Source organism: Pseudomonas sp. NBRC 111119 (assembly GCF_001320125.1).
Taxonomy (GTDB): Bacteria; Pseudomonadota; Gammaproteobacteria; order Pseudomonadales; family Pseudomonadaceae; genus Aquipseudomonas; species Aquipseudomonas parafulva.
Genome location: NZ_BCAV01000029.1, coordinates 125686 through 144057, shown reverse-complemented (window position 1 = coordinate 144057; position 18372 = coordinate 125686). Strand labels below are relative to the sequence as shown.

General features: G+C 62.5%; 19 protein-coding genes and 2 pseudogenes. 9 read left to right on the top strand and 12 right to left on the bottom strand.

What is annotated here, in order from left to right; all coding sequences use genetic code 11:
• The 4 genes and pseudogenes from APH25_RS25800 to APH25_RS12815 all read right to left on the bottom strand — a co-directional run.
• Positions 1–437 (bottom strand): lysozyme (locus APH25_RS25800; RefSeq protein WP_060482195.1); only part of this gene is annotated, 437 nt, incomplete at its 3' end.
• Positions 434–984, bottom strand: a pseudogene (locus APH25_RS12825) (glycoside hydrolase family 19 protein). The pseudogene APH25_RS12825 and the gene APH25_RS25800, both read right to left, overlap by 4 nt.
• 25 nt (positions 985–1009) lie before the next feature.
• Positions 1010–1834 carry a phage late control D family protein gene (locus tag APH25_RS12820; RefSeq protein ID WP_256217521.1) on the bottom strand — a complete coding sequence of 275 codons (825 nt, stop codon included), beginning with the start codon at positions 1832–1834 and terminating at the stop codon, positions 1010–1012.
• Positions 1835–1867: 33 nt separating this feature from the next.
• Positions 1868–2266: pseudogene (locus APH25_RS12815) on the bottom strand (site-specific integrase); the annotation flags it as partial.
• 157 nt (positions 2267–2423) lie between these two features.
• On the opposite strand from APH25_RS12815, the gene dusA reads away from it, so the two are divergent.
• From dusA to APH25_RS12800, 3 genes are all read left to right on the top strand, one after another.
• Entirely contained in the window at positions 2424–3434 is a 1011-nt protein-coding gene (gene dusA / locus APH25_RS12810; protein ID WP_060482194.1) for a tRNA dihydrouridine(20/20a) synthase DusA, read from the top strand.
• Between the two features lie 293 nt (positions 3435–3727).
• Positions 3728–4654 carry a transaldolase gene (tal, locus tag APH25_RS12805; RefSeq protein WP_060482193.1) on the top strand — a complete coding sequence of 309 codons (927 nt, stop codon included), beginning with the start codon at positions 3728–3730 and terminating at the stop codon, positions 4652–4654.
• 106 nt (positions 4655–4760) lie between these two features.
• A complete protein-coding gene (locus tag APH25_RS12800; protein ID WP_060482192.1) occupies positions 4761–6608 on the top strand; it encodes an alkaline phosphatase D family protein in 1848 nt (615 codons plus the stop codon).
• A 4-nt stretch (positions 6609–6612) separates the two neighbouring features.
• Here APH25_RS12800 and rssC read toward each other — a convergent pair whose 3' ends face one another.
• Together rssC and rssB are read right to left on the bottom strand one after the other, a co-directional pair.
• On the bottom strand, positions 6613–7095 hold the full coding sequence (gene rssC / locus APH25_RS12795; protein WP_028632497.1) for an anti-sigma factor antagonist RssC: 483 nt from the start codon (positions 7093–7095) through the stop codon (positions 6613–6615).
• The gene (rssB, locus tag APH25_RS12790; RefSeq protein WP_060482201.1) at positions 7092–8276 is read right to left on the bottom strand and encodes a two-component system response regulator RssB; all 1185 of its coding nucleotides are present in this window, start codon (positions 8274–8276) and stop codon (positions 7092–7094) included. The genes rssC and rssB overlap by 4 nt, the downstream gene beginning before the upstream one ends.
• Positions 8277–8546: 270 nt before the next feature.
• Between rssB and APH25_RS12785 the strand changes: the two genes are divergently transcribed.
• Complete coding sequence (locus APH25_RS12785) at positions 8547–8846, top strand: PilZ domain-containing protein (RefSeq protein WP_060482191.1); 300 nt, start codon at positions 8547–8549, stop codon at positions 8844–8846.
• A gap of 33 nt (positions 8847–8879) precedes the next feature.
• Here the strand turns inward: APH25_RS12785 and APH25_RS12780 are convergent, their stop codons facing one another.
• Complete coding sequence (locus APH25_RS12780) at positions 8880–9587, bottom strand: VacJ family lipoprotein (RefSeq protein WP_028632494.1); 708 nt, start codon at positions 9585–9587, stop codon at positions 8880–8882.
• A gap of 198 nt (positions 9588–9785) precedes the next feature.
• Between APH25_RS12780 and APH25_RS12775 the strand changes: the two genes are divergently transcribed.
• Positions 9786–10349, top strand: a complete 564-nt coding sequence (locus tag APH25_RS12775; protein ID WP_060482190.1) for a hypothetical protein — start codon at positions 9786–9788, stop codon at positions 10347–10349.
• A gap of 122 nt (positions 10350–10471) precedes the next feature.
• Entirely contained in the window at positions 10472–10735 is a 264-nt protein-coding gene (locus tag APH25_RS12770) for a DUF4404 family protein (RefSeq protein WP_028632492.1), read from the top strand.
• Positions 10736–10796: 61 nt separating this feature from the next.
• Here APH25_RS12770 and queF read toward each other — a convergent pair whose 3' ends face one another.
• Positions 10797–11627 (bottom strand): NADPH-dependent 7-cyano-7-deazaguanine reductase QueF, encoded by an 831-nt coding sequence (gene queF / locus APH25_RS12765; protein WP_060482189.1) that lies wholly within the window; start codon positions 11625–11627, stop codon positions 10797–10799.
• Between the two features lie 68 nt (positions 11628–11695).
• Positions 11696–12223 carry a plastocyanin/azurin family copper-binding protein gene (locus tag APH25_RS12760; RefSeq protein ID WP_060482188.1) on the bottom strand — a complete coding sequence of 176 codons (528 nt, stop codon included), beginning with the start codon at positions 12221–12223 and terminating at the stop codon, positions 11696–11698.
• Positions 12224–12378: 155 nt separating this feature from the next.
• Here APH25_RS12760 and APH25_RS12755 point away from each other — a divergent pair, with 155 nt between their 5' ends.
• Positions 12379–13059, top strand: a complete 681-nt coding sequence (locus APH25_RS12755; RefSeq protein WP_060482187.1) for a heavy metal response regulator transcription factor — start codon at positions 12379–12381, stop codon at positions 13057–13059.
• The gene (locus APH25_RS12750) at positions 13059–14408 is read left to right on the top strand and encodes a heavy metal sensor histidine kinase (protein WP_177331177.1); all 1350 of its coding nucleotides are present in this window, start codon (positions 13059–13061) and stop codon (positions 14406–14408) included. The genes APH25_RS12755 and APH25_RS12750 overlap by 1 nt, the downstream gene beginning before the upstream one ends.
• Positions 14409–14447: 39 nt before the next feature.
• Here APH25_RS12750 and APH25_RS12745 read toward each other — a convergent pair whose 3' ends face one another.
• From APH25_RS12745 to APH25_RS12735, 3 genes are read right to left on the bottom strand one after another with little or no spacing between them, the layout of a single operon-like run.
• Entirely contained in the window at positions 14448–15689 is a 1242-nt protein-coding gene (locus tag APH25_RS12745; protein ID WP_060482185.1) for a lipoprotein-releasing ABC transporter permease subunit, read from the bottom strand.
• A gap of 60 nt (positions 15690–15749) precedes the next feature.
• Positions 15750–16433 (bottom strand): lipoprotein-releasing ABC transporter ATP-binding protein LolD, encoded by a 684-nt coding sequence (gene lolD / locus APH25_RS12740; protein ID WP_174435876.1) that lies wholly within the window; start codon positions 16431–16433, stop codon positions 15750–15752.
• Positions 16434–16440: 7 nt separating this feature from the next.
• On the bottom strand, positions 16441–17691 hold the full coding sequence (locus tag APH25_RS12735; RefSeq protein WP_028632485.1) for a lipoprotein-releasing ABC transporter permease subunit: 1251 nt from the start codon (positions 17689–17691) through the stop codon (positions 16441–16443).
• Between the two features lie 93 nt (positions 17692–17784).
• Here APH25_RS12735 and APH25_RS12730 point away from each other — a divergent pair, with 93 nt between their 5' ends.
• Complete coding sequence (locus tag APH25_RS12730) at positions 17785–18369, top strand: PilZ domain-containing protein (protein ID WP_060482184.1); 585 nt, start codon at positions 17785–17787, stop codon at positions 18367–18369.
• Positions 18370–18372 lie beyond the last annotated feature (3 nt).

The window sequence follows — 18372 nt, the reverse complement described above, 5'->3', positions numbered from 1 at the left end:
CCAGGTACCACGCCTCCGGTGCCGGCGGTTTCTCGCACCCCACCGCTACAACTCGAGCGGGCAACGGCTCCAGAGTCGACGAGGACTGACAGCCGCAGATCAGTGGTAGCAAGCCGGTCACGCAGGCGAGCTTGAGTTTGTTGCGCATCCTCCATCTCCTTCCAGTGATTTTGTGCCTGGGCCTGCAGGCGAGCCTCCAGGGCGCTACGGGCTTGCTGTTGTTCAGCTAGATGATCAAGCGCGGCAGCCGCCGCCCTCTCCCGCTCTAGGCCGCTGATACGATCCTTCTCTGCCAGCTGCTTGCCGTAGTCGTCGGCCTGGTCAGCGAGCTGCGTGTTGTATGCGTTAGCCTGCCAAACCCAAGCTATCCGGGCGCCGACCGCACAGGCGATTAGCAGCGCCGCGACAGCCAATAGGCGGGAGCCCCACCCGTTCATTGCAGCACCTTAAGCGCTAGCGCGTAGATGGCCTTTCGATCCTCCAGGCCATTGGTACCGCCGTTGATGCGCTTGGTGATGGCCAGGAGGTCACCCTTGTCGGCCAGGCTGTTCAGGCCCTCCTTCTGCCAGAACCAGCCTGCCGACATGGATGCGTAAACCGGGTGCTCAAGCAGCTCTGGCGTGTTCAGCAGCCGGCTATCTCCGAACAGGGCTTCGCTGCAGGCTTCATAGTTGGAGCGGCCAGTCACTTGAATTAGCCCTCGTCCGCGATAGAGCTGGCCATCCCCATCCGGCTCAGGCGTGTTACCAAGCCGCTGGGCCAGGCGACCGGCGTCGTACTTGGACAGGTACTTGTCATTACCGAGTTCGCGGACGTACTGCAGCTGGCCCGACTCATGTCCGATCTGAGCCAAGAACGCGGCCATGCGCAGACGCGTACGATGGCGTAATTGCCCATAGTGGCGTTGAGGCCGGGAACGAAAACGCCGGCTTTGCGGCCGGCGTTCGGGAGGATCTGTAATAGCTGCTTCTCGCTAATAGGCATCGCTTTATCTCCAATGGTTGATGGGCTACGCCGCAGATATGTCCACGATGCGCAGCGGCTTGGTATGTTTCTTTTTCTTGCCCTTGGCTTTCGCCTTGCCCTGCTTGCCGCCGTTGCACTCAACCGTGGTCGACAAGCCCGAGGGCATAAACACCTGCTCCACGCTGTCTACCAGGTACTCGCCATCGAGCCCGTTTTTGAAGCCCTGGGCGTTGATCGAGCGTTCGGCAAACAGGTCGGTGCGCCCGAGCATTTCCAGGCGCACGCCGGCGGTGCTGGGGTTGAACACCGCCAAGCGAGCCTTGGCCGCCTGCTCGGCAGCGCCCTTGTCGCGGTAGATATGTCGGTCGGTGTGCACGGCGGGCAGGCCTTCGGGCGCTTCGTCGTTGCCCAGCTCCACGACCTTGAGCTCGCCGGTTTTCTTGTCCTGGTGCTGCGTCTTCACGGCCTTCTTTGTGGTGCGGTCGCCCAGGCGGAAGCTGTAGCGGTTCACATCACTGCGCTGGATGGTGACGGCACCAAAGGCCTTGCCACCGGGGGTGCTGCCACCTTGGCGCGGCATGACCAGCAGCTGCCCGTCACCCACCTTGGCCGTGCAGTCGTACTGCCTGGCCAGGCGGGTGATGAAGTTAAAATCGGACTCGTTGCGCTGGTCGACGCGGGCCACCTTGGTCTGCACGGTGCAGCCAGGTTTCCACCCGTTGCGCCCAGCCAGGTCACTGACGATCTGCGCAAGCGGCACGTTCTCCCAGCTGCCGCTACGGGTGGTTTTGCCGCTGCCGCGCATGTCGCTGGCCTTGCCGCGCAGGGTGATGGTGTCCGGCGGGCCAGTTACCTCGATTTCATCCACCCGCTAACCTTGCAGGTTGATCTCGTACTCTCACGCTGCCCTGACCAGCGACACCACTGAACCCAAGCGAGCTAAATCATTGCCGGCGGTCTGCGGTTTGATGGCACCACCAGCAGGGCTCATACGCCATAGAGCATAGTCCACCAGCACCTGCTTGCTGATGTCGGAGTCGACCATCTCACCCAGGTAGCTGTTCTTCATGGCGTTCAACGTGCGTCGCTTGGCCTCGCCCAGAGGCCGGGCTTTCTCTGGCTCAATCAGGTAACAGTCGATCATCTGCTTGACCGTGTGCCCTACCCGGTTAACGCGCTCGATAGCACCAGGCTCAGCCAATTCGATTTCCCGTCGCTTCGCCCAGGCCACTGTGGCCTGTTTGCGGGCGAACGTTTGGCTCTCTTGGTAGACTGTCACCTCGTCGCGATTAATGCGGATCTGGACGAGGTAGCTGCTGCTGCCATCGGCCTTTTAACGTGTTCGATCGTTGCGATCTTAGATTGGTACACGTCGTCTGTCGGTTGGTACGTTGTACCAACGGCTTGGTAAAAGCGCCCCAAAACCCCGAAAATTGGTACAAAAAACGTTGAACGAGATGACCGCAAAATCAGGCTCAAAGCCAGAAACCACGTGCCCTGAGCCGTCCCGCCGCTTCAGCGTTGCCCCCATGATGGACTGGACCGACCGCCACTGCCGGTTCTTCCTGCGCCTGCTCTCCAAGCACACCCTGCTCTACACCGAAATGGTTACCACCGGTGCCCTGCTGCACAACGACGCCCAGCGCTTCCTGCGCCACGATACCAGCGAACACCCACTGGCCTTGCAGCTGGGCGGCAGTGTGCCGGCAGACCTGGCTGCCTGCGCCAGGCTCGCTGAGCAGGATGGTTATGACGAGGTCAACCTGAATGTCGGTTGCCCCAGCGACCGGGTGCAGAACAACATGATCGGCGCCTGCCTGATGGCGCATCCGGCGCTGGTGGCTGATTGCGTGAAGGCCATGCGCGATGCGGTGTCGACCCCGGTGACGGTCAAGCACCGCATTGGCATCAATGGGCGCGACCGTTATGCCGAGCTGCGCGATTTTGTAGGCCAAGTGCGCGAGGCTGGGTGCCGCAGCTTCACTGTGCATGCGCGTATCGCCATTCTTGAAGGCTTGTCGCCGAAAGAGAACCGCGAGGTGCCACCGCTGCGCTATGACGTTGCGGCGCAGCTGAAAGCGGATTTCCCAGACCTGGAAATCGTGCTCAACGGTGGTATCAAAACCCTGGCAGAGTGTGAAGCGCACCTGCAAACCTTTGATGGTGTGATGCTGGGGCGCGAGGCTTATCACAACCCTTACTTGCTGGCAGACGTGGACCAGCGGCTGTTTGCCAGCGCTGCGCCGGTGGTTACGCGCAGCGAAGTGATGATGCAGTTGCGGCCTTACATTGTGGCGCATATGGAAAGTGGCGGTGCGATGCACCATGTCACCCGGCATATTCTTGGGCTCGCCCAGGGGTTCAAGGGGGCGCGGCGGTTCAGGCAGTTGCTGTCGGCGGATATTCACAAGGCGGCGGAGCCGCTGGTGGTGTTTGATCAGGCGTTGGAGTTGCTGCAGGGGCGGTGATTTTTGGTGGCCTTGGGGTTGGGGCTGCTTTGCAGCCCATCGCGAGCTTTGCTCGCTCCTACGCTGAATGGGGTATGGGGCGGGCAAGCGATCCCAGCCTGTTTATGCCGAGACGTTCTAAACGTCGGCCTGGCGACTACGGTCAAATGCTTGCACGTTCGCGCTGCGCCCCACCTACGCGGGAACCTGGCCCCCAGCGCACACTCGAACAGTCACCTCTCGTAAAGCCTTGCCCTTGAGCGACCCTCGGGGCTGGGGTAATGTCGAGTCATTGCACAGGACAGAGCACGCCCATGACCTCCAAGCTGGAACAACTCAAGCAGTTCACCACCGTGGTCGCCGACACCGGTGACCTGGACGCCATTACCCGTCTGAAACCGGTCGATGCCACCACCAACCCGTCGCTGCTGCTCAAGGCAGCGGCCATCCCGGCTTATGCCGACTTGCTCAAGCAGGTTAAAGCCGAAGCCAAGGGTGACGTGGACCTGGCCTGCGATGCGTTCGCGGTGGCGGTGGGCTCCGGCATTCTCAAGGCGATCCCTGGGCGGATTTCCACCGAGGTGGATGCACGGTTGTCGTTCGATGAGCCTGCACTGCTGGCGAAGGCCCGCACCCTGATCGGCCTGTACGACAAAGCCGGTGTCGGCCGTGACCGCGTGCTGATCAAGCTGGCGTCTACCTGGGAAGGCATCCGCGCCGCTGAGAAGCTCGAGCAGGAAGGCATCCAGACCAACCTCACCCTGCTGTTCTCCTTCGCCCAGGCCCAGGCCTGCGCCGATGCGGGCGTGTTCCTTATTTCACCCTTCGTAGGCCGCATCTACGACTGGTACAAGAAAAGTACCGGCAAGGAATACACCGGCGCAGAAGACCCAGGCGTGCAGTCGGTTACGCGCATCTACAACTACTACAAGGCCAATGGCTACAACACTGTGGTGATGGGTGCCAGCTTCCGCAACGTTGGCCAGATCGAACACCTGGCGGGCTGCGATCGCCTCACCATCAGCCCTGAACTGTTGCAGCAACTCAGCGATGATCAGGGCGACCTGCCGCAGGTGCTCAAACCCGGCAATGCCGGTGAGTCAAAGCAAGCACTCAACGAAAGCCAGTTCCGCTGGGCCATGAACGAAGACGCCATGGCGACAGAGAAGCTCGCCGAAGGCATTCGCCAATTCGCCCGCGATCAGGAAAAGCTCGAGAAGGTGATGGCAGAAAAGGCCTGACACAGTTCGCGTTTGCCTAACGGGCGGGAAATGTTCAGCATTTCCCGCCCGTTTTGCTTCTGCCCTTGCAATCCTGACTAGGCCCATGCGGCCGGCCCTCGCTCACATGACCACGCCTCCTGTACTACCCCTTGTCCTCGCCGGCCCGATACTTCGCCGGCTGGAGCCTCAACGCCTGGCTATCTGGCTGGCAGCCACACAACCGCTGCAGCCCGACGTCGTGTTCCCTTCGGCCGAAACCGAGGTGGAATGCCAGGTGGTTGCGGTGGGGCAGCATGCGTTCATCCACCTGCTGGAAGTTCGCTTCGAGCAGCCGCTGCCCTGCGACCAGTGGCTGGACTACGACGTGCTGATCAATGGGCAGGGTATTGCAAGCTGGGCACCGCACCTGCTCTACCCCGGCCAGCAGCACCCCAACCTGGTGCTGCGCGGGCGGCTTGATCACCTGCTGCATGGCTCCTGCCGCAAACCGCACCACCCCGCCGCTGACGGCCTGCTGTGCGCTGATCGGTTGCTTGAGCAGTGCACACAGCCCCAAGATCGCCCGGCAGTGCTGATGATGACAGGGGACCAGGTATACGCCGACGATGTGGCAGGCCCCATGCTGCGAGCCATTCATACATTGATCGAACGGCTGGGGTTGCACGACGAGCAGCTCGATGGCGCAGTGGTGGCGGACAGCCAAGCCTTGTACCGCCACCCAGCCAGCTACTACCACCGCGCCCATCTGCTACCCGCACAAGCCCGTAACGAAAACCTGCGGGCGCGGTTTTTCGGTGGCAAGCGCAAGCCGATCTTCTCGTCCAGCAACGCCGACAACCACCTGGTCACCTTCGCCGAAGTCATGGCCATGTACCTGTTGGTATGGTCGCCCGTGCCTTGGCAACTGGTGCACCTGGACATGCCCGAGAGCCTCGACCCTGCATGCCGCACGCGCTATCAGCGCGAATTACCGCTGGTGCAGGGGTTCGCCGAACGCCTGGGCCAAGTCGCCCGGGCAATGGCTCACCTGCCCAGCCTGATGATTTTTGACGACCACGACATCACCGACGACTGGAACCTCTCGGCGCAGTGGGAGCACACCGCCTACGGCCATCCACTTTCGCGACGCATCATCGGCAATGCCTTGATGGGATACCTGGTGTGCCAAGGCTGGGGTAACGACCCGGACGGGTGCGGGCCATTGATCAAACGCTGCCAATCAATGAACGCGCACAACCAGGATGCGCTGATCGGCGAACTGTTGCGCTTCCAGGGCTGGCAATTCAGCCTGCCTACCCACCCGCCGTTGCTGGTGCTCGACACCCGCACCCGCCGCTGGCGCAGTGAAGGTAACCCGGCCAGGCCCTCCGGCCTGATGGACTGGGAGGCCCTGAGCGAATTGCAGCAGGCATTGCTGGACCACCCCTCTGCGGTGGTCGTGTCGCCAGCGCCTATCTTTGGCGTGAAACTGATCGAGACCGTGCAAAAAGTATTCAGTACCCTGGGTTATCCCCTGCTGGTGGACGCCGAGAACTGGATGGCCCACCGCGAAGCCGCACAGGTCATCCTGAACATCTTTCGCCACTCGCGCACACCTGGGCATTACGTGGTGCTGTCAGGGGATGTGCACTACTCATTCGTCTACGAAGTGTTGATCCGCGACCGGCAGCACAGCCCACACCTGTGGCAGGTCACCAGCAGCGGGATCAAGAACGAATTCCCCAGGCGCCTGCTGGATGTGCTCGACCGCCTCAACCGGTGGCTCTACGCGCCAAGGTCGCCTCTGAACTGGTTTACGTCGCGCCGTGAAATGCAGGTTGAGCCACGCACACCCAACCGCAGCCAGGCCGGCGAAAGGCTCTGGAACGGGGCAGGTTTGGGGCAGGTATTCTTTAACGAGCAAGGGCGCCCGGCGCGGGTTTATCAGCTTGACGCGGGCGGTGGCGAGGCTACCGAGTTTGAGCGCCGGTAAAGGATCAGCTGCGTTCCAGCGCACTCACAAGGTCATGGAAGGCTTCACGGTTCGAGTCGTTCAGGCCCATGAGGATTTTGTGCGCCTCCAACACCTTGGAGCGCACCACTTCTTCGTTCTGGTCCTGCGAAGGCAAGTCGGCAAGGCATTCCGGGCAGGGTATCGGGCGGTCGACGATGTTGAACACCTGGTCGAAGCCCATCGACTGCAGCAGCCGGGAAATGTCCGGGTTGGTGGTTACCACGGTCGGCAACAAGCCCACTTTCTGGCGTGACAGTATCGACAGCTTGGCCAGCAGGCCCAGGGTGGTGCTGTCGATGCTCTCGGTTTCGGTGAGGTCGATGACAATGGTCGAGAAATTCAGCGCGGTGAAAATTTTCTCGATCGTTGCATCCAGCGCAGAACACAAGGTCAGGCGCACTTCACCGACAAATTTCAGTACGAAGGTACCGTTCTGCTCGGCGAACTGGATTCTACCGGTACTCATTGAAGGTTCCTGCTCAACACCAATAGGGCGATATCATCCGGCATCTCCCCAAGCGTAGCCAATCCAAAACGTTGACGCAGCCCATCCAGGCTACCACCTGCTGCCCTGACGATCTCCGGCAGGGCGGCTTCTTTATCTTTGAGCGTGGCACCCGGCAAAAGGTCCAGAATACCGTCGGACATCAGGCTGAGGCTGAACCGCGGTGGCAATTCGATCACCTGGTCCTGATAGCTCGCTTCGTCGAACAGCCCTACCGGTAAGCCACGGCCTTCGAGGTAGCGGGTGTGCTCCGGGGTGTGCAACACCGGCAGGGGCAGGTGCCCGCCAACGGCGTAGGTCAGCAGGCCGGTGTCCTCGTCGATCACACCCCCCACCATCGTCACGTGCTTGCCGAGCTTGCAGTTGATCAACCCACGGTTGATATGGCTGAGCACTTCCGACGGTTTGAAGTCGGGCATCTTGCCGCCACGCTTGAATTCGAACAACAAACGCGTGGTCATGAACTTGAGCAGCACCGTGACGAACGCCGACGATGCACCATGGCCAGACACATCGGCGAGATAGAACGCGATGCGGCGCTCATCCACGCGGAAGTAGTCGGCGAAATCGCCAGACAAGTACAGCGATGGAATGATCTGGTGCTCGAAAGCGAAGTCGCCCGCTACCCAAGGGCTTTCGGGCAGCATGTTCATCTGCACCTGGCGCCCGGCGGTCTGGTCTTCCTGCAACAGGTGCAGGCTGGCTTCCAGTTCGCGGTTGGCGGCTTCGAGCTTGCCACGGTAGCGCTGGTTTTCAAGCATCAGGTGCGCCCTGTCGAGCGCGCGCCGTACCGACAGCTCAAGTACCGCCAAGTCTTCCAAGGGCTTGATGAGGTAATCGGCAGCACCCAGGCGCAAGGCCTCGACTGCATCGGTCATGACCCCTGCACCCGACACAACGATCACCGGCAACTGCGGCGCGCGTGCACTGATCTGGCGGATCAGTTCGAGCCCGCCCATCTGCGGCATGCGCAGGTCGCAGATCACAAGATCAGGCTGGTGTTCTTCGAAGACCTGGAGCCCCTGCTGGCCGTTGCCAGCCTGGAGAACGCTGAAGCCACTGTCTTCAAGGTAGGCGGCGAGGCTTGCACGGACCACGTCGTCGTCATCGATGATCAGCAGCGTTGCACTGGTTTTCTGCATGTGGGCGAACGGCGCCGATTTGGGTTGGTGCAGCGGTGTCGGCAAGGCAGACGGCCAGCTACGGGAGTTCTATTTGTTCACACTCTACCTGAGTTGTAGGCCAAGAACACCTGCCCGGCAACTGTCAGAGCGACCTTGTAAGGCGCAGACGGTACTCCCATCCGCCAGGCGTTTCAAGCGTGTAACGGTCAGCCAGGGCGCTCTTTACAGGGCAAATCACCGGGAGTTATAAGAAAGCCGACCAGTGCAACCCTAACGGAAGGATGCAGCATGTCTAACACGTCCATTAGCCACAGCGAAAAACGCGATTTCATACGCATGCGCATCGATACCGAGGTGACCCTGCTGCACGAGGGCCAGGTCATTGCCGCCGTGTGCCTGGACCTGTCCAGCAGTGGCATGCAGGTGCAGGCGCCACAAAGCTTTCAGGTGGGTGATCAGCTGGAAGTGCGCATCGACTCCGACCACCCGTCACTCAAAGGCCTGCGTGCCAGCACGGAAGTGGTGTGGATTGCGGGCCAGCCAGACGGGCAACACACCTTTGGGCTGCGCATTCTGGCCATGCATTGACCCAAGGGGCCGCGGTGCGGCCCCCCCTCTCCATCAGAAGTCGTCTTCGACCTCGCCGTCGCGCACCTTGAACTCGCGGTTCTGCAGGTAGGCGTTGCGGATGAAGATGTACTTGTCACCCTGAATCAGCTTCTCGGCAGACAGCAGGCTGGCGCGAGTATCCACTACGTCGAGGGCGAAGATGGAGTTGCGCGTTGGCACATGGTCGATGTAGCGGTAGGGCCTGGTGAAGGTGTCCGGGTACTTGGCCACGCCGTCACGCACAGTGCTCGGGCCCAGTAGCGGGATTACCACGTACGGGCCACTTGGCACCCCCCAGTAGCCCAAGGTCTGGCCGAAGTCTTCATCACTGCGCTGCAGGCCCATCTTGGTACCCACGTCGAAGAAGCCGCCCAGCCCGAAGGTGGTGTTGACGATGATTCGCGCAGTATCCACGCCCGCCGCATGCGGCTTCAGTTGCAGCACGTTGTTGGCCAGGTTGGTGACATCGCCCAGGTTGCGGAAGATGTTATGGATGCCGTCTTCAAGAAATTGCGGCGTGACAAACTGGTAGCCCTTGGCCAACGGCTTGAGCGCGTAGGTGTCGAGGGTATCGTTGAAACGGAAGATCGGGCGGTTGACCGCTTCCCAGGGATCTTCCTCGGTGGCGGCCTGGGTGGCTGCCACGGGTGCCAGCAACATGCCGGCACAGACACAGGCCTGGGTGACTCGTTCGATCACACTGGCACCGATCCTACGCATAGTGTTTCTCCATCGGGTTTTCGGCCGCAAGCGCAACCGGTCGCGCTGCTGTAAGGCGGCAGTATAGAGACTTGCGTGCCGATAAACAGCTTTGCAAGTGTATATGGATTTATTGTGACCAAGTGTTGCTCAAGACGTGCTGTCACAGCACGGCAACATTTATTCAATAATCTGCCGGCTATTTGCGAGGACGTTGCCATGGATGCTGAACCGGCCTTCACAGCGGTACTGTTCGGCTTGCGCGGCTGCCTGGTACAAAGCGCCGAAACCGGCCCATCGCCCGCCCCCGGGGCCCTGGCCACCCTCGCCCACCTGCGCGAGCGCCAGGTGCCCTGCATCTGGGTGGATGACCTCACAGGCCCGCCCAGCCAGCCCTTCACCAATGTGCTGCCAGGCTGGTTGCCTGGGCACCGGGAGCAAGGCGCCCGCTGGCCTGCCCCCAACGGTTGCTGGCAGGCACTGATAGCGCTGGGCAGCCAGCGCCTGGACGGCTGTGTACTGGTCAGCGGCGAACCTGGGCTGTTGCAAGCCGGCCTCAATGCAGGGCTATGGACGGTTGGCCTGGCCGCCTGCAGCCCACACTGCGAGCGCAGCGCCCGTGAGTGGCAGGGCATGACTGCGCAGCAGCAGGGTGCGGCGCGCGGCAAAGCGACCCTGGAACTGTTCAGCCTGGGGGTGCATTCGGTGATCGACCACCTGGAAGCCCTGGACAACTGCCTGGCGCATATCGCCCAGCGCCGCAGCAAGGGTGAAAAACCCTGACACAGCACCCTTGACGCGGGTCATGCAAAGCCGCTGCAGGTGGATTACGCTTTACACAGGCCAGAACCTTTGCCGCTTCGCTGAGGTCCATGGCTTGCCAAGCCATTGATGGAGAAAAGCCAATGCCTGCCCGCGAACTGCAAGAGCGTCTGAACACCCTGCGCGAGCAACTGGACCGCAACGTTCCGCTCTCGGATGAAGAGCTGGCCGCGCTGCACGAAGAAGCGCGCCAGATCGAGGCGCAGCTGAAACTTGAGGAAGCCACCCCTGACAACAATGTGGTCGATGGTGTGAACCTTGCCATCGAACGGTTCGAGGCGGAGCACCCTGACCTTACGGCCACGCTGCGCAGTATTGCCAACTCGTTGCACAGCATGGGTATCTGAGGTTACCCGGGGGCCTTGGCCCCCGGTCGCAACCCGCGTTCGCCCGTGACTCGGGGCCGGGCTACTGGCGCACCAGGCGGCCGTTGGCTGGGGTGATGGTGGTGGTGCTGCGGTAGGGGTTGATGTCCAGCCCGCCACGGCGCACGTAACGGGCGTACACGGTCAAATGCTCCGGCTGGAGCAGGTTTTTCAGGTCCAGATAAATGCGTTCCACGCACTGTTCGTGGAAGTCGGCATGTTGACGGAAGCTGATGAGGTAAGTCAGCAGGCTGGCATGGTCCAGCGCCCTGCCCTTGTACTCCACCACGACGCTCCCCCAGTCGGGCTGACCGGTCACCGGGCAGTTGGACTTCAGCAAGTGGCTGTGCAGGGTTTCTTCCACCACGCGCTGGGTATCACAGCGCAGCAGTTCAGGCTGAGGCTGTTCGTAGTTGCTGATGGCAACGTCCAGCGCATCTACACACAGCCCTGGCAACGCCACCACGCCCTGCGCCTCGACCTCGGCCAGGGTGCGAACCCTGACCGCTACCGCCTTGCCGGCGGCGGCTGACAGGTCGTTTTCCAGGCACGCCTGCAACTGCTCGAACGACGCGAACACGGTCTGGTTCAGCGAGTTGAGATAGAGTTTGAACGACTTGGATTCAATGATGTTCGGCGAGTCGGCAGGGATCGCAAACTCACCGATTGCCACCACGGGCTTGCCCGATGGCAATAGCCAGGACAGCTCGAAACAGTTCCAGTAATCCACGCCCTGCCATGGCAAGGTCTGGGCAGTGACGCCCAGTTCCGCCCACTTGGCGGTGCGCGGAATCGGGAACAGCAACTGCGGCGTATAAGTAGCGATGTACTCGCTGGATTTGCCCAGCGGTGAGTGTTCGGCGGCGGGGTGCATGGAAACTGACCTGCAAGTTCGAAATTGCCCCTAGTCTACCGGTTTTGCGCCCCGCCTTGCAGCGCCCGTCACTCGATGGTCAACGGGCCGACCATGCCGGCCTGGTAGTGCCCGGGTACATTGCAGGCGAACTCGATGGGCGCCGAGGTGCGGAAGGTCCACGTGAGCTCGGCGCGCTGGCCGGGCATCACCAGCACGGTGTTTCCGCCACCGTGGGCATGCCCACCCGCCTGCTCTGCGCCTTGAGCATGGCCTGCCATCTGCCCGTGATCCATGCCCTGATGCCCGCCAGCTGCGCTATACAGCTTACCCTGCATGGCCACCATCTCCTTCTGGTGCTCCTCGTGCATGGCCTTGGTGCCCAAGTTGAACTCATGGGGCAGCTGGCCCTCGTTCACCAGCACGAAGCGCACGGTTTCACCTGCTTTTACCTGCAGGTTCTTGGGCTCGAAGGCAATGTCCTTGAGCAGCACCTCGACGGTGCGGGTTGCTTTCGCAGCCGGCGCAGGCTCACCGAAGGGGAAGCGTTGCGCAGGCTCTGCAAGCGCAGGCAGGCTGGCCAATGCAAGGGCGGATGCGATCAACAGGCGGTACATGGCGTCTCCACAACTCAACGATCAGATGCCGCAAACCTTAAACTGCCGCGACTGCCAGCAAGCTGACCGCAACATTACAACTTTGTCAGTTTGGCTAGGAGCATGCCGGGTCACGTATCATTTGATACCCCGCAACGCCGGAGCCCAAGCCCGCAATGAAACTGCTGATCGTCGAAGACCAGGCCCGCACCGGCCAGTACCTGAGCCAGGGCCTGAACGAAGCCGGCTTCGCCACCGAGCTGGCCACCGACGGCGAAACCGGCCAGTTCCTGGCCCTGACCGGCGGCCACGACCTGTTGATTCTCGATGTGATGCTGCCAGGGCGGGACGGCTGGCAGATCCTTCAGGCCGTGCGCCAGGCAGGCCTGGGCACCCCGGTGTTGTTCCTGACCGCCCGTGACGCGGTGGCAGACCGGGTGCGGGGGCTGGAACTGGGTGCCGATGACTATCTGGTGAAGCCGTTCGCATTCTCCGAATTGCTGGCCCGGGTGCGCAGCCTGCTGCGCCGGGGAGCCAGCCCGGCCAGCGAAACCTCACTGGGCCTGGCCGACCTGCGCCTGGACCTGATCCGCCGCCGCGCCGAACGGGCCGGCCAGCGCATCGACCTGACCGCCAAGGAATTCGGCCTGCTGGAACTGCTGCTGCGCCGCCAGGGCGAAGTGCTGCCCAAATCACTGATCGCCTCGCAGGTGTGGGACATGAACTTCGACAGCGACACCAATGTGATCGAAGTAGCGATCCGCCGGCTGCGCCTGAAAATCGACGACGCGCATGCCAACAAGCTGATCCACACTGTCCGCGGCATGGGCTACGTGCTTGAAGAGCGGGCACCGTGATGGGCAAGGTATCGCTGGTCAACCGCCTGGCGCTGCTGTTCGCCGCCTGCACAGCCGCCGTGTCGCTGGGGGCCGGCCTGCTGTTCAACCACGCCAGTGAGCAGCACTTCATCGAGCTGGACCAACAACTGCTGGAATCCCGGCTGTCCTTGCTGCGCGCGCAACTGGCCGGGGTCACCCGCGCCGAAGACCTGCGCGCCCGCCTGCCCGCCTTAAGGGCCGAACTGGGTCACCAGGCCGACCTGGGCCTGCGCATCACCGCCAGCGACGGCACACGCTGGTTCGAAAGCCGCAACGGGTTACCTGCACTGCCGGTGCCCGGCGGCCTTGCCACCTTGCACGCCCAGGGCACCGATTACCGCAGCCTGGCGCAACCGTTGCTGCCGGGCGCCCCGCAGTCGCCGCAAGTGGCGTTGTACCTGGATATCACTCACCACCAGCATTTTCTGCAGAGTATGCAACGGTTGATCTGGCTCACGGTGGGCCTGTCGGCGCTGGCCACTGCGCTGCTGGGCGCCTGGGCTGCACGCAGCAGCCTGCGGCCGTTACGGCAAATGGGCCAGGTGGCGGCCAGCGTGGGCGCACGCTCGTTGACCACACGCCTGCCGGTGGCGCAGATGCCCGACGAGCTGGCAGAACTGGCCACCGCCATGAATGCCATGCTGCAACGCCTGGACGACGCCTTCCAGCGTCTGTCGGCGTTTTCGGCCGACATCGCCCATGAGCTGCGCACGCCATTGTCCAACATGCTCACCCACACCCAAGTCACCCTCACCCGCCCGCGCAGCCTGGAGGAATACCACGAGGCACTGCATGGCAACCTCGAAGCGCTGCAGGGCATGGCGCAAATGATCAACGACATGCTGTTCCTGGCCAAGGCCGACCATGGCCTGCTGGTACCGGGGCAGACGCCGCTGGCGCTGCATGAAGAAGCAGATGCCCTGCTGGAGTTCTACGCGCCCCTGGCCGAAGACAACAGCGTGACCCTGCATCGCGAAGGGCAGGCCACGCTGAGCGGCGACCGGCCGATGTTGCGCCGGGCACTGTCCAACCTGCTGGACAACGCCCTGCGCTTCACCCCCAACGGTGGGCAGGTGCAGGTGACCTTGCAACCCGGGCCTGTCATCTGCGTGGCCAATACCGGCGCAGCCATCAGCCCGGCCGCCCTGCCGCGGCTTTTCGACCGTTTCTATCGGGTAGACCCGGCCCGCCACGAAGGCAGCCGTGAGCATGCGGGGCTGGGCCTGGCGCTCACCAAGTCCATCGTGCAAGCCCATGGTGGGGACATTACGGTAGCGTGTGCAAACGGCTGGACACGCTTCGTGATCACGTTCTCAGAAGCGCACTGAGAGGGGCGCAGCACGCCCCTCCTGGGGTACCGGCTGTGGTTACACAGCCAGGCCGATCGCCGGCTGCACCTGCGAGGCGCGGTAGGCCGGGTAGAGGGTGGCAAGGAAGCTCATCACCAGGCCAGCCGCGCAGATGATCGCCACATCCCCCCACTGCAGCTCGGAGGGCAGGCTGCTGATGAAGTACACGTCCGAGGTAAAGATGTGCTGGCCGCTCACGCGCTCCAGCCAACCGACGATCTGGCTCACATTCAGCGCGGCAATCACACCCAATACGCCGCCGATGAGCGTGCCGACCACCCCGATCAGGCTGCCTTGCACCATGAACGTGCCCATGATCTGCGCAGGCGTGGCACCCAGGGTGCGCAAAATGGCGATGTCCGGGCCCTTGTCGTTCACCACCATTACCAGGGTGGCAATGATGTTGAATGCGGCCACGGCGATGATCATCATCAGCAACAGGCCGATCATGGTCTTTTCCATCTTCATGGCACTGAACAGGCTGCCCTGGGTGTGGGACCAATCATCGGCGCGGTAGCCGTCGCCCAGTTGCGCAGCAATGGCCTTGGACACCTGCGGCGCGGCGTACAGGTCATGCAGCTTCAGCCGTACGCCCTGCACCTGGCCCGGCGCCCAGCGTTGCATGGCTGCGGCATCGGCCATGTGAATGTAGGCCTGGGAACCGTCGAGTTCGGCGCCCACCTTGAAGATGCCCACCACGGTCAGGCGCTGCATGCGCGGCGTGATACCGCCTGGCTCGGTGCTGATTTCCGGCACGATCAGGGTCAGCTTGTCACCGGTATTGAGGCGAAAGCGCCGGGCGGTCAGCTCGCCGATCACCACCCCGTACTCGCCGGGCTGCAGGTCCTGCAATTGGCCCTGGACGATGTGCTGGCCAACGATCGAGACCTTGCTCTCTTGCGCGGGGTCGATACCGCCCACCTGAATGGGCTGCATCGCGCCCTTGTAAGACAACATGCCTTCCATCTCGGTGATCGGCGCCGCCGCCATCACGGCCGGGTTCTGCAGGGCAGCGTCGGCCACCTTGTGCCAATCGTCCAGTGGCTGCTCGCCAAGAATGGCGGCATGGGGCACCAGGCCGAGGATGCGCGAGCTCATTTCGCGCTGGAAGCCGTTCATCACCGACAGCACCACGATCATTGCCAACACGCCCAGCGACAGGCCGATCATCGAAGTCATCGAGATGAACGAGATGAAGTGGTTGCGGCGCTTGGCCCGGGTGTAGCGCGCGCCGATAAAAATGGGCAAGGGTCTGAACATGTGCAAGAACACCCAATGAAAAACGGAAAACGGGGCGGGAGTGCCGCCCCGGCAAATCGGTCAGATCGCCACCAGGTGGCCGTCTTCGAGCTTCAGCACGCGGTCCATCTGACGGGCCAGGTTCAGGTCATGGGTGACTACCAGGAATGCCGTGCGCGATGCGCCCGACAGCTCCTGCATCAGCTCCTGTATGCCCTGGGCGGTGTGGTGGTCGAGGTTGCCGGTGGGCTCGTCGAGCATCACCAGCCCCGGGCGGTTGACCAGCGCCCGGGCAATGGCCACCCGCTGACGCTCACCGCCGGACAATTCTGCCGGCTTGTGGTTGAAGCGGTGGGCTAGGCCCACGCGCGTGAGCAGCGCTTCGGCACGCTCACGGGCCTCGGGAATGGGCGTACGGCCGATCAGCAGCGGCATGCACACGTTCTCGACGGCGGTGAACTCGGGCAGCAGATGGTGGAACTGGTAGACGAAACCCAGCGCCCGGTTGCGCAGCAGGCCGCGGGCACGCTCCCCCAACGCCGACAACTCTTCACCGGCCAGCCAGACGCTGCCCTGGGTCGGCCGGTCGAGGCCGCCCAGCAGGTTGAGCAAGGTACTCTTGCCCGAGCCAGAACTGCCGACGATGGCCACACGCTCACCGGGGTGCAGCTCCAGGTTGAGCCCGGACAATACCTGCACCGATTCCGGCCCCTCGTCGTAGGCCTTGCCCAGGTTGCGGCAACTCAGAACGGCTTTATCACTCATGCGCGACTCACTCATAACGTAGCGCCTCTGCAGGCTGGGTGCGGGCGGCACGCCAGGCCGGGTACAGGGTGGCGAAGAAACTCAGGACCAGCGCCGCACCACAGACCATGTACACATCCTGGGCCTGGATCTGCGAGGGCAGGTAATCGATGAAATACACGTCGGCATTGAGGAACTTGTGCCCGATCAGTTTCTCGATGCCGGCGATGGCGGCGCTGACGTTCAGCGCCGCGAGGATGCCGACCACGGCGCCGATCAGGGTGCCGATCACGCCAATCACCGTACCCTGGACCATGAAGATGAGCATGATCTGGCCCGGGGTAGCCCCCAGTGTGCGCAGGATGGCGATGTCGCCGCGCTTGTCGTTCACCACCATCACCAGCGTGGAAATGATGTTGAACGCAGCCACTGCCACGATCAGCAGCAACAACAGGCCGATCATGGCCTTCTCCATGCGGATGGCCTGGTACAGGTTGCCGTGGGTACGGGTCCAGTCGCGGCTGTAGAATTCCTGGTCGCCCAGGCGCTGGGCAATGTCATAGGCCACACGTGGCGCCTGGAACAGGTCATCGAATTTCAGCCGCAGGCCCTGCACCTGGTCGGGTTTCCAGCGGTGCAGGCGCGACAGGTCGCTGATGTTGGTCAGCCCCAAGTAGCCGTCGATCTCACCCGCACCAACGTGGAAAGTGCCCACTACGGTAAAGCGTTTCATGCGCGGGAACATGCCGGCAGGCGTCACACTGACCTCGGGGGCCACGAACGTGAGCTTGTCGCCAATGGCCACGCCCAGTTTGGCAGCGGCCTTGTCCCCGATCATGATGCCCCACTCGCCCGGCGCCAGCTGGTCCAGGCGGCCTTGCAGGAGGAACTTGTCGATGATCGACACCTCCCGCTCGCGCGCAGGGTCGATGCCGTTGAGCAACACCTTCTGCACCTTGCCATCGTGGGTCAGCAGGCCCTGCATCTGGGTGTAGGGCGCTACAGCCAGCACCTGAGGATTCTGCTTTACTTGTTGGGCAAGGGCCGGCCAGTCGGCGATGGGCTGGCCGCTCTCCAGGGTGGCATGCGGGATCATGCCCAACACCCGGGTGCGCATTTCGTGGTCGAAACCGTTCATCACCGATAGCACCACGATCATCACCACCACGCCCAGGGCGAGGCCGATCATCGAGGTCAGGGAAATGAACGAGACGAAGTGGTTACGGCGTTTGGCACGGGTGTAACGCGTGCCAATGAATGCGAAAAGAGGTCTGAACATGTCGGGGCTTGTTCGGATGAAAGGGAACGTCCTTGTGGCGAGGCGCCTGCGGCGGCTTTACACTCGGACCACTGCCGCTACCCAGGGTTCGCCATGACGACATTAGACGAAGAAGATCGCCGCGAATACTACCGCATCGCAGACCGCATCGCACTTCAATTAAGCCCCCTGAGCGCAGCGCAAGCCCTTGAGGCAAATGTGTTGCAGGATGAATCCCCACTGTTCAACCTGCTCAGCGAGCTGCATTTGTCCGACTTCGAGGCCCAGCACCTGCTGCGCCAGCTGAGCGACAAGGACCGCACCCTGGCCGCGTTCCTGCGGGCGCAGAACAAACGCCTGGACCTGCTCAGCGCAGTGGTGGCCCAGACCTTGCTCGGCGAAGTGGGCCAACCGCAACCGGTGGTCATCTCCGAGGGCGGCATCGAATGCGTGCAGGCCACCCCCGTGCCACCGGGCACCCGCGTGAAGGTGAAACTGGTGCTGATGCCGCGCGCCCATGGCCTGCTGCTGCGCGGCAAGGTCACCCACTGCGACCCGCGCAGCCAGGGCGGGTTCGACATTGGCACCGAATTTACCGACATGACCGACGCCCAGCGTCAATTGCTGGCCCGCTATATTCTGCAGCGCCAGCAACAACAGCGACGTGAGCAACTGGAACACAACGACCCTGCGTCCTGAATG